This is a genomic window from Neorhizobium alkalisoli, from assembly GCF_007829835.1.
In the GTDB taxonomy this organism is placed as follows: domain Bacteria; phylum Pseudomonadota; class Alphaproteobacteria; order Rhizobiales; family Rhizobiaceae; genus Neorhizobium.
Map to the genome: position 1 here is coordinate 37351 of NZ_VIWP01000010.1, position 14100 is coordinate 51450.

The 14100-nt window shown below is 59.8% G+C and carries 11 protein-coding genes; 9 read left to right on the plus strand and 2 right to left on the minus strand.

The window, feature by feature from the left end:
- Window positions 1-3: 3 nt before the first annotated feature.
- The 5 genes from FHW37_RS26835 (at window position 4) to FHW37_RS26855 (ending at window position 5772) form a co-directional block, all read left to right on the plus strand.
- Window positions 4-696 carry an FCD domain-containing protein gene (locus FHW37_RS26835; protein WP_210249328.1) on the plus strand — a complete coding sequence of 231 codons (693 nt, stop codon included), beginning with the start codon at window positions 4-6 and terminating at the stop codon, window positions 694-696.
- Complete coding sequence (locus FHW37_RS26840; protein WP_145641979.1) at window positions 693-3002, plus strand: molybdopterin guanine dinucleotide-containing S/N-oxide reductase; 2310 nt, start codon at window positions 693-695, stop codon at window positions 3000-3002. Before FHW37_RS26835 ends, FHW37_RS26840 begins: the two co-directional genes overlap by 4 nt.
- Before the next feature lie 413 nt (window positions 3003-3415).
- Entirely contained in the window at window positions 3416-4006 is a 591-nt protein-coding gene (locus tag FHW37_RS26845; RefSeq protein ID WP_186458417.1) for a CoA-transferase, read from the plus strand.
- Window positions 4007-4033: 27 nt separating this feature from the next.
- Entirely contained in the window at window positions 4034-4639 is a 606-nt protein-coding gene (locus FHW37_RS26850) for an AMP-binding protein (protein WP_246690929.1), read from the plus strand.
- Window positions 4639-5772 (plus strand): AMP-binding protein, encoded by a 1134-nt coding sequence (locus FHW37_RS26855; protein ID WP_186458418.1) that lies wholly within the window; start codon window positions 4639-4641, stop codon window positions 5770-5772. The genes FHW37_RS26850 and FHW37_RS26855 overlap by 1 nt, the downstream gene beginning before the upstream one ends.
- Window positions 5773-6198: 426 nt before the next feature.
- On the opposite strand, the gene FHW37_RS26865 is transcribed toward FHW37_RS26855, so the two are convergent.
- Window positions 6199-6777 carry a peroxiredoxin gene (locus tag FHW37_RS26865; RefSeq protein ID WP_145642192.1) on the minus strand — a complete coding sequence of 193 codons (579 nt, stop codon included), beginning with the start codon at window positions 6775-6777 and terminating at the stop codon, window positions 6199-6201.
- A 135-nt stretch (window positions 6778-6912) separates the two neighbouring features.
- Between FHW37_RS26865 and FHW37_RS26870 the strand changes: the two genes are divergently transcribed.
- Entirely contained in the window at window positions 6913-7626 is a 714-nt protein-coding gene (locus FHW37_RS26870; protein ID WP_145641985.1) for an HAD family hydrolase, read from the plus strand.
- 454 nt (window positions 7627-8080) lie between these two features.
- Here the strand turns inward: FHW37_RS26870 and FHW37_RS26875 are convergent, their stop codons facing one another.
- The gene (locus tag FHW37_RS26875; RefSeq protein ID WP_145641987.1) at window positions 8081-9103 is read right to left on the minus strand and encodes a LacI family DNA-binding transcriptional regulator; all 1023 of its coding nucleotides are present in this window, start codon (window positions 9101-9103) and stop codon (window positions 8081-8083) included.
- A 167-nt stretch (window positions 9104-9270) separates the two neighbouring features.
- Between FHW37_RS26875 and iolG the strand changes: the two genes are divergently transcribed.
- The 3 genes from iolG (at window position 9271) to iolD (ending at window position 14100) form a co-directional block, all read left to right on the plus strand.
- Window positions 9271-10263, plus strand: coding sequence for an inositol 2-dehydrogenase (gene iolG / locus FHW37_RS26880; protein WP_145641989.1), 993 nt, complete (start codon window positions 9271-9273; stop codon window positions 10261-10263).
- 85 nt (window positions 10264-10348) lie between these two features.
- Window positions 10349-12271: a bifunctional 5-dehydro-2-deoxygluconokinase/5-dehydro-2-deoxyphosphogluconate aldolase gene (locus FHW37_RS26885; RefSeq protein ID WP_145641991.1), complete on the plus strand. Its 1923-nt coding sequence runs from the start codon at window positions 10349-10351 to the stop codon at window positions 12269-12271.
- Window positions 12268-14100: a 3D-(3,5/4)-trihydroxycyclohexane-1,2-dione acylhydrolase (decyclizing) gene (gene iolD, locus FHW37_RS26890; protein ID WP_145641993.1), complete on the plus strand. Its 1833-nt coding sequence runs from the start codon at window positions 12268-12270 to the stop codon at window positions 14098-14100. The genes FHW37_RS26885 and iolD overlap by 4 nt, the downstream gene beginning before the upstream one ends.

The window sequence follows — 14100 nt, forward strand, 5'->3', positions numbered from 1 at the left end:
CAGGTGAGTACGGCTTTGTTCAATGCGGCTCCTAGAAAGAGCCTGGTTACCCATGTGGAGGACGAGATCCGCGCCGCGCTGATCGAAGGTCGGCTGGAGCCCGGCACGCGTCTGGTCACGAAAGATCTGGCCGATTCCCTCGGCATGAGCATTACGCCCGTGCGCGAGGCGCTGGTCCGCTTCGCTGCGTCCGGCGTTCTGACCGCCGAGCCGGCGCAATCGTTTCGCGTGCCGACGATGACGGTGGCGCAATATTTCGAGATCGCCGAAATCCGCAAGGCGGTGGAGGGACTGGCGGCCTATAATGCCGCGCAGCAGATCGGTGCCGACGAGATCGCGGAAATGCAGGTGCTGCTGAAGAAGTACCTTGTGGCCAAGGCCGCCAAGGACCAGCATCTGGCGCTGACCCTGAACAAGGAATTCCGCTTCGTGCTCTATTCCGCGGCCCGCATGCCGACCCTTCTTGGGGTGATCGAGATGCTGTGGTTGAAGGCCGGTCCGGGCTTCAATTATCTCTTTCCGGAAGCCCAAACGGGCTCAGGGGATCACCAGAACTATAACGGTCTGATGCAGGCGCTGCAGCAAAAGCAGGCCGCGGCCGCGCGAACGGCTATCGAACATGCGATAGACGATGGTGCGCGGATCGTCATCGAGGCGCTCAAACGGCGCGAAGAACAGCCGATGGCCGTGAAATGACGTTGCCGGTCGTCACGAAAAATACCAAGATCCGCACAGCCGCCCATTGGGGCGTCTACGAAGTCACGTCCGAACCAGCTGGCGGCCTGAGCATCAAGGCTGCGTCGGAGGATCTCGATCCGTCGCCGATCGGGCTGCATATGGCGTCCAAAGCCCTGAAAAAGGTGCGGATTGCCCGGCCGGCGATCCGCAAGAGCTGGCTGGAGAACGGCCCCGGATCCAATCCGCATCTGCGCGGTCGCGAGCCGTTCGTCGAGGTGGAATGGGATGTCGCGCTCGATCTCCTTGCCAAGGAATTCCAGCGCGTCACGACGACTTTCGGCAATGAAGCGATCTTCGGCGGCTGCTATGGTTGGGCCAGTGCCGGACGGTTTCACCATGCGCAAAGTCAAGTCCACCGGTTTCTCAACCTGATCGGCGGCTATGTCAGCCATGTCGACAGTTACAGCTTGGGAGCGGGCAAGGTCATCCTGCCGCATGTCATTGCGGGATTAAGCCCTCTGCTCAATCAGCATACGTCCTGGGACGTGATGGCCGAAAATACCGAGCTCTTCGTCACCTTCGGCGGCATACCGGTGAAGAACGCCCAGATATCGCAGGGCGGTCCGGGCCGCCATCGGGTCCTTGCCGGCATGCGCAGCATGGCTAAGGCGGGTACGCGTTTCGTCAATATCAGTCCCGTGGGCGACAACATGCCCGTGGACAGCGAGTGGCTGGCGATCCGGCCCAACACGGACACTGCGATGATGCTGGCGATCGCTTATGTCCTGCATGTCAACGCGCTTGCCGACTTCGACTTCCTGCGCAGCCACTGCATCGGCTATGAACGCTTTGCCGATTATCTGACCGGTGTCACCGATGGCATCACCAAGACACCCGCCTGGGCATCTGAAATCTGCGGCGTCCCGGCGGAACGGATAGAGGCACTGGCGCGGGAGATGGCATCGCACCGAACCATGCTCAATATTTCATGGTCGTTGCAGCGCGCGGTGCATGGCGAGCAGCCGTTCTGGATGCTGATCACGCTCGCAGCCATGCTCGGCCAGATCGGTCTATCCGGTGGCGGCTTCGGCGTCGGCTATGGCGCCATGAACTCCGTCGGCAACGACAATGTTCGCTTCAAGTTCGGGGACTTTCCGCAGGGGCTGAACCCGCTGAAGACCTTCATTCCGGTCGCGCGCATTGCTGATATGCTGCTCAATCCCGGCAGCCAATTCACCTATAACGGCAAATCCTACATTTACCCCGATATCCGGCTTGTCTACTGGGCCGGCGGCAATCCGTTTCATCACCATCAGGATCTCAACCGGCTGCTCCAGGCCTGGAAGAAGCCCGAGACGATCATCGTCAACGAACCCTATTGGACGCCCACCGCCAAGCTTGCCGATATCGTGCTGCCGGTCACGACATCGCTGGAGCGCAACGACATAGCCGCCGCTAGCGGCGAGGATTTCGTCGTCGCGATGAAGAAGGTGGAAGAGCCCTTCGGTCAATCCAGAAATGATTTCGATATCTTCAATGCGCTCGCCAAACGCATGGATATCGACTTCTCCGAAGGGCTCGACGAGGAGGGATGGCTGCGCCGTCTCTATGACGTCTCGCGCGAAAACGCCGGAGCAATGGACATTCAGATGCCGGATTTCGACGATTTCTGGCAGCAGGGCTTGTTCGATCTCGGGCAAGAAGCGAAGCCGGTAATCATGCTCGACGACTTTCGCCGCGCGCCAGCCAAGCATCCCCTATCTACCCCGTCGGGACGGATCGAGATCTTCTCCGAAACCATTGCGAACCTTGGCCTTCCCGATTGCGCCGGTCATCCGACCTGGCTCGAGCCGGCTGAATGGCTTGGTGCGGCATCGCGTGCGAAACAGCAATTGCACATGATCTCGGACCAGCCCGTGCGCCGCCTGCACAGCCAGCTTGACGCCAGCCCCCACAGCAGGGAAGGCAAGGTTGCCGGCCGCGAACCGATCCATATCAATTCCGCCGATGCTGCCGCGCGTGACATCGGTGACGGCGATCTGGTCGAGGTGTTCAATGATCGTGGCCGTCTGATCTCGGCTGCCGTCGTCTCAGATGCGATCATGCCCGGCGTGCTGCGGCTTTCGACCGGGGCATGGTTCGACATGGATTATGACGCGGGTATTGAACGGCATGGCAATCCAAATGCCGTTACGCTCGATGTTCCTGCGTCCTCCCTCTCGCAGGGCTGTAGCGCCCAGACATGCATCGTGGGAATCCGCAGGCTGGAGCTCAAACAAGCCACGCCTGTCCTGGCCTTCGAACACCCGGAATTTCAAAAATAACAAGCAGTTCCACGCGTCGGCTTTACGATTAAATGACAATAATCGCTCAACGTGTTGTCAGTTATCTACCTGGAACCCGTTGAAAGCCTCTTAGGTGCCGGATTTCTGAAATTCCAGGTCGTGTAACAAGGGTTCTAAATTCCATTAAGAGCTAGCAATTTTACCTCATCCTTCGCGTCTCTCGCTCGCTGCTTGAGGCCATACACCAAGTGGCACGATTAATTCTTCTCGTTATCCACCGGGAGCTGTTTTTCTTACCCACTTTTTGGGAGGCTATAGGTGCTGGCTTTCAGTTCTTCCTCTGGATAGGCAAACCAGTAGAAGCCCATATCGGCGAAACGTTGCGCTGCCATTGCCGCGCCGGGTTTCTTGTTTGCGACGCCGGCGGCCAACGCTTCCATGACGGCGAGAAGGTGGCGGCTCTGGCCCGGTTCGAGGCGGGCGCGGCAGGCCTGCCTTTCGCCCTGGTGAGGCTCGATCCAGGCGAGCTTCCGCAGGATGGTGTTTTCGCTATCGAAGATATTGCCGTGCAGGGGCAGGGGCCGGTGACAGCGGTCAGGCGGCTGGAGCCGGACGTCGCACTCATCCATGCCCATGCTGCGGATATCCATGGCAATGTGCAGATGGATCTTGAAGCGCACGCGGATTTCGCCCGCGATCTGGCTTTGGCGCGTGCCTCGCGGCATGTCATCGTATCCGTCGAACAGATCGTCAGCCCACAGGCCATCGCCAAGGCGCCGCGCAACATGGTCCTGGCGGCGACCGAAGTGGATTGCGTCGTCGAGGCGCCTTACGGTGCCTATCCGCTGGCCTGCGAGAACCGCTACGATACCGACAATCACGTGATCGGCAGCTATGCGGAGGCGATGAGCGGGACGGCGGATGGCTTTCGCACATGGCTGCATCACGAGGTTCGGTCACTCGACGACCATGCCGCCTATCTGAACCGGCTCGGTATGCGTCGCCTCCAGGCCGTGACGATCCGGCGATCGGTTTACGCATGACGTCTTACAGAGAAAGGCATGGGAGCCATGGCGCTTAACAGCGAGGCGATAAACCAGGCCGGTGCCGGCGAAGCGATGTCCGAAAAAGCCTATCTGGCAATGCTTCGCGGTCTTTGGCGTAAGAACTGGCCGAAGACGTTGTACGATACGCCCCAGGATCCGATGCCGGGCCTCGACCTGCCGCAGCGGCTGGCCGAATGGGCGCGTCTGAAGCCGCAGCAGACGGCAATCTGGTTTTATGGCCGCGCCTTCAGTTATGCCGAGCTTTTCGATCTCAGTGAAAGGCTGGCGTGCCGCCTTCTCGCCGAAGGGATCGTAGCCGGCGACCGGGTCGCATTGTTTCTGCCCAATTGTCCGCAGTTCACGATCGCCTTCCTGGCGGTCCTGCGGATCGGCGCCGTGCACTGCCCGATGAGCCCGCTGGCGAAACGCGCCGAACTCGAACACCAGCTCCGCGATTGTGGTGCGCGGGCGGTTATCGCCTTGCAGTCGCTCATGCCGACTGTGGAGGCATGCGAGAACACCAACCTGTCGCTGTTCATTCGCACCCGCATTTCGGATGCAGTTCCAGCCGACCCCGCATTGCCGCTGCCGCCTATGGTGGCAGCGGAGGAAGCTTCTACGGTGCGGTGATGGACTTTTTCGAAGCGATCGCCATGACGCCGCGCCCCGATATCCCGGCTCGGGCAGCCGATCTTGGCCGGCTTGCCCCGGTCAACTACACAAGCGGCACGACGTCCTATCCGAAGGGCTGCCGGCACACGCAGGGCCATATGCTTTATACCGCGGCCGCCAATCATCTCCGGGCGGAGAGTTTTAGCGAGACGACGCTGAATTTCTTCCCGCAATTCTGGATCGCCGGCCAAAACCACGGACTGGTCTACCAGATCTTTTCCGGCACGACGCTGGTGCTGTTATCGCGCTGGGACCCGCTTGCCTTCATGATGGCGGTTTCCACGCAGCGCGTCGGCGCCACGACAATGCTGGTCGACAATCTCGTCGAAGTCATGAACCATCCGCGGTTCGCCGAGTTCGACCTTTCATGTCTCAAACTGATCCGCTGCGTGTCCTTCGTGAAAAAACTCGGCCTTGAGATCAGGCAACTCTGGACGGCGCACTATCCTGATGCGGTTCTTTGCGAATCCGCCTGGGGCATGACCGAAACGCACACCGCCAATACGGTGACAATCGGATTTCAGGACGACGACTTCGATCTGCGGTCGCGCCCCACCTTTGTCGGCGTTCCGTCTCCCGGCACGGACTTCAAGATATGCAGTTTCGAAACCGGCGAATTGCTGCCGCCGGGCAGCGAAGGAGAGATCTGTTGCCGCTCACCGGCCGTTTTCGATGGTTACCTGAATGCGCCCGAGGCGACGCGGGAAGCCTTGCGCGACGGCTGGCTTCATTCGGGTGATATCGGCCAGATCGATGAAAACGGATTCATCCATTATCTCGGGCGAAAGAAGGATCTCATCAAGGTGAATGGTATGAGCGTGGCTCCGGCCGAGATCGAGGCAGTTCTGGTCACGCACCCGGCCGTCTTCGCCGTCGCCGTCGTGCCACGGCGCGATGAGCAGTGCGGCGAACGCCCGGTCGCATTCGTTGAATTGAAAAAAAATGCTGAGGCCGTTTCACCAGCCAGCATGGCCGACTGGTGCAGGCAGCGCATCGCGACCTACAAGGTTCCCGAGATACGCGTTATTCCTGAATTTCCTCTCGGCACCACGGGAAAGATACGCAAGGATGTCTTGCGTGACTGGTTGTGATTGCCTGCCTGTCATGCTGTAGCACTTGATGGCGGGCGTTTTGAAGCCCGCCGAAAGGCGCGCGTCTCAGGTTGCTGAAATACGAAAAGCTTTGAGCAGATCTGCTGGCCTGGATTCCTTCGAAACGCCGGTAGCCGTGGTGATCACCGCGACGCGTTGCTTGAGAAGGTCGAGGCCTATCACCTGTGCGGCAGGCAAAACGCCGAGACTTATGAATTTGCGGGTGATCTGACTTCGTAGCGCAGCGCTTCGCATGAGAACCAGTGTGCGACCGAGGCGACGATACACGAGCGTTGCAAGCATCGTCTCAGTTTGGCCTGTGCGCGCCGGAATTACGACGGAAGCCGGTTCAAAATGAGTGCCGACTGCAAAGTGGGCAGAAATTGCAAGTAAAGCGCCAACTTGGCAGGATGACTAGCTCTATGATCACCCGTTTTCGAAGTTTGCTGGACGAGGTCTTTTTGCAAGCCATCTGATGACATCGTCCACATTTCTCTCCGGAGGGAAAACCGGATAAAAGACATGCTCGATGCGGCCATCCTCGATGATCATTGTCATTCGTTTCAGCAGCGTCAGCCCATCGGCATTGAACCTGGGCAATCTCATAGCCGACGAAAATGCGAGCGTGTGGTCAGACAGCAGTGGAAATGGAAGATGGAGCCTGGAGGCGACCTCAATCTGGTAGTCGGTCACTTGGGTTGAAAGACCGAAAACCCGATGCACCCCGAGATTCTGGAGATGGCGAAAATGATCTCGAAAGGCACATGATTGTGGTGTGCAGCCTCTCGCGCCGGGGATAGCATCCCATCCATCGAGTGCCTGTCCATCGGGGGGACTGGTGCGTGGATACGCATAAACGACCGTCAGCCCGGGCGCCTGAAGATAGACGGATGTTCCATCTGTCGCCTGTAGGGAAATGGTCGGTATCACCGAACCTTTTAGGTGGCTTGCTTGACCGTCGTCTTCCGGCGCGATCGCCGGCGCGGCGACATCGGTCTTTGTCATCATAAACTCTCTGCCAACCTTCATTTTCAACAGACCTCTGCCAGCATCCCGATCTCCTAAGGCAGATGCCATTCGGCTATCGACACCATCGTGTCCATTTGATACCTGCGCTCCGAGGCAATCAAGGGTTCAAAGATGACGTTGCAGTTTACCGGCGTAATTCTGGACCTCGACGGTCTGCTGCTTGACACTGAGCGTCTCCAGTTCGAGGTAGGACCAGCTGTCGTAACTGCTTTCGGGTATAATCTCCCCGCAACCTTTTTTTATAGTCTTGTTGGCGTCGACAGAGCCGAGTGCGCCCGGCTCATTAGCCTGGAGGTCGGCGCAGAGATCGACGAGGTCGAGCTCAACAAGGCCTGGAACGCGGCGATGAATGATCGGATGCAGGACGAGATTCCTCTTCGCCCGGGCGTTCACGCATTCCTTGACGCCTTGGACGAAAAGAAATTTCCTCGCGCTGTCGCAACCAATAGCTTTACCGCTCGCGCGGAATGGAAATTACGACACGCAGGCCTCCTTCACCGCTTCAACGCAGTCGTGGGAGCGGACCTGGTTTCCCGCGCGAAGCCTGCACCGGATGTTTATATCGAGGCGGCCAATCGGCTAGGGTTGCATCCATCGGATTGCGTCGCTCTTGACGACAGTGATCTCGGCGTGAGAGCGGCTCTTGCCGCAGGCATGTTGAAAGTCATCCAGGTGCCTGACATGGTGGCCAGTCGCGATCTGATAGCACACCATCAGGCCTCCTCCTTGGATGAGGCTCAGGAGCTTCTTGCTCTCGCTCCTTCTCTGCGGGGTTCAGCGACATTGCCGATAGCTGCCAGAAAAATTTCAGGCGAAATGATGTGATCACGCGAGCGAATCTAGGTTTGCGATCTGCCAGAAAGGGTCGTGAGAATGCTCAACCCTACGAAACGCCGGATGCAGCGTTCTTGATGAACTCGCTGCCATATTATCGGAGTGAAGCTATCGGTCGTGCTTGCAAAGCCGGGCAGCGCGCTCGTGCGAGCGACGGAAAACGTCAGGTGGCCCTTTAGGGGGCATCATTCTCGGCAAAGAAATCCTACTGGAACGCCCACCGTGCTCGCATGCCAGGTCAAAATCGATGAGGGTTGAACTCATTGCGCAATACGCCGACCGTTATCCTGTGTCCGTATTCCAGCGATATCACCGAGCTAAATTCCTCTTCCTAAGGGCAGCAATCGCGCTTCGTGCGAGGGTCGTTTTCGGCGTATATCCGTTCAAAGTCTCGAACGGGGCTGGACCCGATGACTTTCTTTGGGCAGCGGTTCACAATTTACGATCATGCGCTCTCGCGGACAGTAAGCCTACCGGAAAACATTCTGTCGAAGTCTCGGTCTTCCGAACTACCCAAAACCTCGACCAGATATTCCGCCATATCGGTTAGAGGCTGGCGATAGGTCGTCAGCCGATAATTGGCACTTTCCGCCTCCGGTACATCGTCAAACCCTGTGACAGCGATATCTTCCGGGATACGGAGCTTGAGCTTGTGGCGTATTACATCAATCGCCCCGATTGCAATGGCATCGTTTTCACAGACAAGGATATCGGGGAAGTCGTCACGGTTACGTTTGGCCAGCGTCTCCTCGACGACGGCAGCGGAGAGTGCTGGATCATAGGCCGCTACCGGAACGGTTTCCGGCTCGCTCCCGAAATGCTCGCGCCAGTAATCGACGAAGGTCTCCTTACGTAATAGATGTGCCGAAGACGTACGCGGGCCGGCCAGGAACAAGGGTCGCCGATAGCCACGTTCATGCACGTAGTTGGCGATCTCCGTCATCGCACTGACATCGTCTACGGCAATCGAAATCGTGTTCGGATTGCGGGATGTGCGTGCAAAGATGATCAGCTTGCGGAACCGGCGTGCGTGAAGGGCCGCATCGAGCACGTCGTCATCGAACTGGATGCCGATCAGGATAACGGCATCAACGCGGCGCTGGCTGGCACTCATAAGCGCATGCCCGGCATCGTCACGGCCGAGCGTGTTGACAAGCAGGGTGTCCCAGCCCTCGCGCCGCAAAATGCGGGTCAGCCGCTCCATCATCACCAGCTTATGGGGATTGGCAAAATCATCGATCAGCAATGCGACGAGGTTCGTCCGGTCGGAGGCGAGGCTGGCAGCACGCAGGTCCGGCACGTAGCCGAGACGCTCGGCGGCAATGCGCACCTTCTCAAGGCTCTTGGGTGAGATCGAAGCTTCCTTGCGAAATGCCCGGTTGACTGTCCAGCGCGAGACGCCCGCCTCGGCGGCCACGTCGTCTGCTGTGATGTTTCCCGCGAAGGAAGGTCTCTTTTCATCCGGCATTGCGATCTCCCGAACCTTCTTGGACCGGTCCGCTCATAATTCATAGCGCATTTTCAAGCCGCTTGAAATTTAATTTGCTCACGAGAGCAAAGCCTCTTGCTCGCGTGAGCAAAACTTGCGATCTTCCGGTTGAGGGCGGTCGGGACCTGCCCAATGGGAGGATACAAGTGTTGAAAGTCGGATTGCTCGGCGCCGGCCGGATCGGTCGCGTGCATGCTATCAATATCGCCGCTCACGCCCGCAGCCAGCTGGTTGCCGTTTCGGATGTGAACGAAGATGCAGTGCAATCGCTTGCCAGCGCGCATGGCGCCAAAGCCTCGACCTCGGAGGCGATCCTCAGTGACGCATCGATCGATGCCGTGCTGATCGCCACATCGACGGATACTCATTCCGATCTGATCGAAAGAGCGACAGCTGCCGGCAAGCGTGTTCTCTGCGAGAAGCCTGTCGATCTGTCGCTGGAGCGTGCGCAGCGGTGCCTCTCTGCCGCTTCAAAGACCGGCATTCCGGTGATGATCGGTTTCAACCGCCGTTTCGATCCGAATTTCGCCGCCATCAAGGCTTCGTTGAAGGCTGGCGAGGTCGGCAAGCCCGAGCTTCTGTCGATCACCTCATTCGATCCCGCGCCGCCGCCGGTTTCCTATGTGAAAGTCTCCGGCGGCCTGTTCCGCGACATGATGATCCATGATTTCGACATGGCGAATTTCCTGATGGGTGCCGCACCGCAGAAAGTTCATGCAGCCGGCACGTCGATCGTCGATCCGGAAATCGGCAAGGCTGGCGACGTCGATACTGCTGTCGTGACGCTAACCTATGCGGATGGACGCATTGCGGTCATCAAGAACAGCCGCCGCGCCGTTTATGGCTATGACCAGCGCGTCGAGCTGCTTGGCTCGGAAGGCCTGCTCTCGGCCGGCAACGTCCTTGAAAATACGGTTTCCAAATCGACCAGCAAAGGTGTCGTCAGTGCGAAGCCGGAACTGTTCTTCCTTGAGCGCTACATGCGCGCCTATGCGGCGGAATGGGATGCTTTCGTCGCCTCGGTGCTCGATGGCGCTGAAGTGCCGGTGACGTTGGAAGACGGTGTCGCGGCACTGGTTCTTGCAGAAGCTGCAACGGAGTCGGCACGATCCGGAAAGAGCGTCTTGCTGGAGGTCTGATACGGCGAGCGAAGGTGGTGCTGTTGATAAGAACCACTGCTGCTCGTTCACCGAGACCAGCAGCCACATCATAAGGAGCACATTCATGAAGGCACTCGATGTCATCACCATCGGCCGCGCTGGTGTCGATCTTTATGGCGCACAGGTTGGCGGGCGTCTGGAAGACATGGGCTCGTTCGAAAAGTATATTGGTGGCTCTCCGACCAATATCGCCTGCGGTAGTGCTCGCCTCGGCCTCAAGACTGCATTGATCAGCCGCGTCGGCAACGAGCATATGGGGCGTTTCATCCTTGAGCAGCTGAAGCGCGAGGGTGTCTCGACGGAGGGCGTGAAGATCGATCCCGAGCGCCTGACGGCCCTCGTCATCCTCGGCATTCGCGACGACACGCAGTTCCCACTGATCTTCTATCGAGAAAACTGCGCCGACATGGCGCTCTGCGAGGATGATATCGACGAGGGGTTCATCGCGTCCGCCCGCGCCGTCGTCGTCACCGGCACACATCTGAGCAACACGAAAACCGAGGCCGCGGTTCTCAAGGCACTGACGCTCGCCCGCAAGCATGGGCTTCGCACGGCGCTGGACGTTGACTACCGCCCGAACCTGTGGGGTGTCGCCGGTCATGGCGACGGCGAAAGCCGGTTTGTCGAAAGCGCCAGAGTGACGACCAAGCTCAAGGCGACGCTCCACCTGTTCGACCTGATCGTCGGGACGGAGGAAGAGTTTCACATTGCCGGCGGCTCGACCGATACGCTGGAGGCGCTCCGCGCCGTGCGGGCGGTGAGCAGTGCCACGCTCGTCTGCAAGCGCGGACCGATGGGGGCGACCGCTTTTGAAGGCGAAATCCCCGACAGTCTCGACAAGGGGCAGTCGGGACAAGGATTTCCCATTGAGGTTTTTAACGTGCTCGGTGCCGGTGACGGCTTCTTCTCCGGCCTTCTGCGCGGCTGGATGACCGGTGAGGACTGGCCGACTTCGCTAAAGTTCGCCAATGCCTGCGGCGCCTTCGCCGTCAGCCGTCACGGTTGCACGCCGGCCTATCCAACATTCGAGGAGCTGCAGTTTTTCCTCAAGCGCGGCGTTGTCCGGCCGGATCTGCGCAACGACCCGGATCTGGAACAGCTCCACTGGTCGACCACGCGCCACACCCGCGTCGATGGCGACTGGTCGACAATGCGGGTCTTTGCCTTCGACCATCGGGCGCAACTGGAGGCGATGGCCGGTTATTCGCTGAAGAAGGGCGCGGCCTTCAAGGAATTGTGCCTTCAGGCGGCGGTCAGCGTTCAGGCAGGCCGGTCCGGCTACGGCATTCTCTGCGACAACCGCATCGGCCGTTCCGCCCTGCACCGTGCTTCCGGGTCGGGTCTGTGGATCGGCCGTCCGGCCGAATGGCCAGGTTCGCGGCCTCTGGAACTGGAGCCGGAACTCGGCAGTGATTGCGGAACGCTCTCGGAATGGGCGCGCGAGGATGTCGTCAAGGTTCTCTGCTTCTGCCACCCCGATGATGAGGCGGCAACGCGGGCAGGGCAGGAGGCCACCGTCAGGCGGCTCTTCGAGGCCGCCCGTCGCAACAGGCTGGAATTCCTCCTCGAAATCATTCCCTCAAAAGTCGCTCCCACGGACGACCGGACGGTCGCAACCCTGATTGGGCAGTTCTACGCCGCCGGCATCTATCCCGACTGGTGGAAGCTGGAACCGATGAAGACGGAAGCCGCCTGGGCCAATGCGATCGCGGCGATCGAGGCGCATGACCGGCATACGCGCGGCATCGTCGTGCTCGGGCTCGAAGCGCCGGAGGTAGAGCTTTCGGCCAGTTTCGAGGTCGCTGCCGGCTTCGGTCTGGTCAAGGGCTTTGCCGTCGGGCGTACGATCTTCGGCAATGCTGCACGGCGCTGGCTGACCGGTGAGATGACGGATGCGCAGGCAGTGGAGGATATGGCCGCGCGCTACCAGCGCCTTTGCGAGATCTGGGACGCGACGAGAGACAAGGCACGGGAGCAGGCAGTATGACTTCGATAAGACTGACGGCGGCGCAGGCCATGGTGAAGTGGCTGTCGGCGCAGATGACCGAAGAGGGCGAGCGTTTCGTCGATGGCGTCTGGGCGATCTTCGGTCATGGCAATGTGGCGGGTCTTGGTGAGGCTTTGCAGAAGGCGGGAAACAGCCTGCCCACTTGGCGGGGCCAGAACGAACAGACCATGGCGCATGCCGCGATTGCCTATGCCAAGGCGATGAAGCGCCGGCGGGTACAGGCCGTCACGTCATCGATCGGGCCGGGCGCCACCAATATGGTGACGGCGGCAGCGCTTGCGCATGTCAACCGTCTGCCGGTACTTCTCATTCCCGGCGACGTCTTTGCCAATCGTCGGCCCGATCCGGTATTGCAGCAGATCGAGGATTTCGACGACGGCACGGTCTCGGCCAATGACTGTTTTCGCCCGGTCAGCCGCTATTTCGATCGTATCACGCGGCCGGAACAGCTTCTGACGGCATTGCCACGGGCGCTGCGCGTCATGACGGATCCCGCCAATTGCGGGCCGGTCACGCTCTCCTTCTGCCAGGACGTGCAGGCCGAAGCCTATGACTGGCCGGAAGCCTTTTTCGAGCCGAAAGTCTGGCGCATCCGCCGCCCGGAGCCGGACGCCCGCGATCTCGACGAGGTCGTGGTTCTCATCCGTGCAGCGAAAAATCCTGTCATCGTTGCCGGTGGCGGGGTGATCTATAGCGGGGCCGAGGCGGATCTCGCAGAATTCGCCATCCGTCACGCCATTCCCGTCATCGAGACACAGGCCGGCAAATCGGCACTGGCACAGAGCCATGCGATGAATTTCGGTGCAGCCGGGGTGGACGGTTCGGCGGCCGCCAATGCGCTTGCCCGCAAGGCCGATCTGGTGATCGGCCTCGGTACACGCTTTCAGGATTTCACCACCGGCTCGTGGTCGCTCTTTGAAGCGAAGGGACGTCGGCTCGTGTCGATCAATGTGCAGGCCTATGACGCCGACAAGCATGGCGCGACCGGTCTCGCCGCAGACGCCAAGGCTGCGCTCACTGCATTGGGCGAAAAGCTCGGCGATTTCCGCGCGCCTGCTCCTGATGCGGAGGCGCGAGCAGCGTGGCTTGCTGCCGTGGACAAGCATTGCGCAGCGCCCGAAAAGGCCGGTCTGCCAAGCGATGCACAGGTCATCGGCGCCGTGCAGCGGGCAACCGGCGAGAGCGCGATAGCCATGTGCGCGGCGGGCACGATGCCCGGCGCGCTGAAACTTCTCTGGCAACCGAGCCAGGGCGGCTATCACATGGAATACGGCTTTTCCTGCATGGGTTACGAGATCGCCGGAGCGATGGGGTTGAAGCTGGCGCGACCGGAGCGTGAGGTCATCTGCTTCGTCGGTGACGGCTCCTACATGATGGCCAATTCCGAGCTTGCAACCGCGGTCATGCGCAAGGTGCCCTTTACCGTCGTTCTGACCGATAACCGGGGCTATGGTTGCATCAACCGCCTGCAGCGCGGCACCGGCGGGGAGGCGTTCAACAATCTCTATCAGGATTGCAACGTCGAACAGCAGCCGCAGATCGATTTCGTCGCGCATGCCGCAGCGCTCGGAGCCGTCTCGGTGAAGGCAAGTGATATCGCCGATCTCGAACGGCAGATCGAGAAGGCCCGATCGCGTGATATCCCGACCGTCATCGTGATCGATACAGATCCGACCGATGGTCCGGGCTTCGGCGATGCCGGCCACTGGTGGGACGTTGCCGTGCCGGAGGTCGGAGATACCGAAAAGCTGAAACAGGCTTACGCGCGCTATCTCGAAAGCGCCGAAAAGCAGAATACCGTCAATTGA

Coding starts and splice junctions, on each gene's coding strand:
- FHW37_RS26885 (WP_145641991.1), top strand. CDS start 10,349: ATGAAGGCACTCGATGTCATCACCATCGGCCGCGCTGGTGTCGATCTT.
- iolD (WP_145641993.1), top strand. CDS start 12,268: ATGACTTCGATAAGACTGACGGCGGCGCAGGCCATGGTGAAGTGGCTG.
- FHW37_RS26855 (WP_186458418.1), top strand. CDS start 4,639: ATGGACTTTTTCGAAGCGATCGCCATGACGCCGCGCCCCGATATCCCG.
- FHW37_RS26850 (WP_246690929.1), top strand. CDS start 4,034: ATGGCGCTTAACAGCGAGGCGATAAACCAGGCCGGTGCCGGCGAAGCG.
- FHW37_RS26865 (WP_145642192.1), bottom strand. CDS start 6,777: ATGACAAAGACCGATGTCGCCGCGCCGGCGATCGCGCCGGAAGACGAC.
- FHW37_RS26870 (WP_145641985.1), top strand. CDS start 6,913: ATGACGTTGCAGTTTACCGGCGTAATTCTGGACCTCGACGGTCTGCTG.
- FHW37_RS26875 (WP_145641987.1), bottom strand. CDS start 9,103: ATGCCGGATGAAAAGAGACCTTCCTTCGCGGGAAACATCACAGCAGAC.
- FHW37_RS26840 (WP_145641979.1), top strand. CDS start 693: ATGACGTTGCCGGTCGTCACGAAAAATACCAAGATCCGCACAGCCGCC.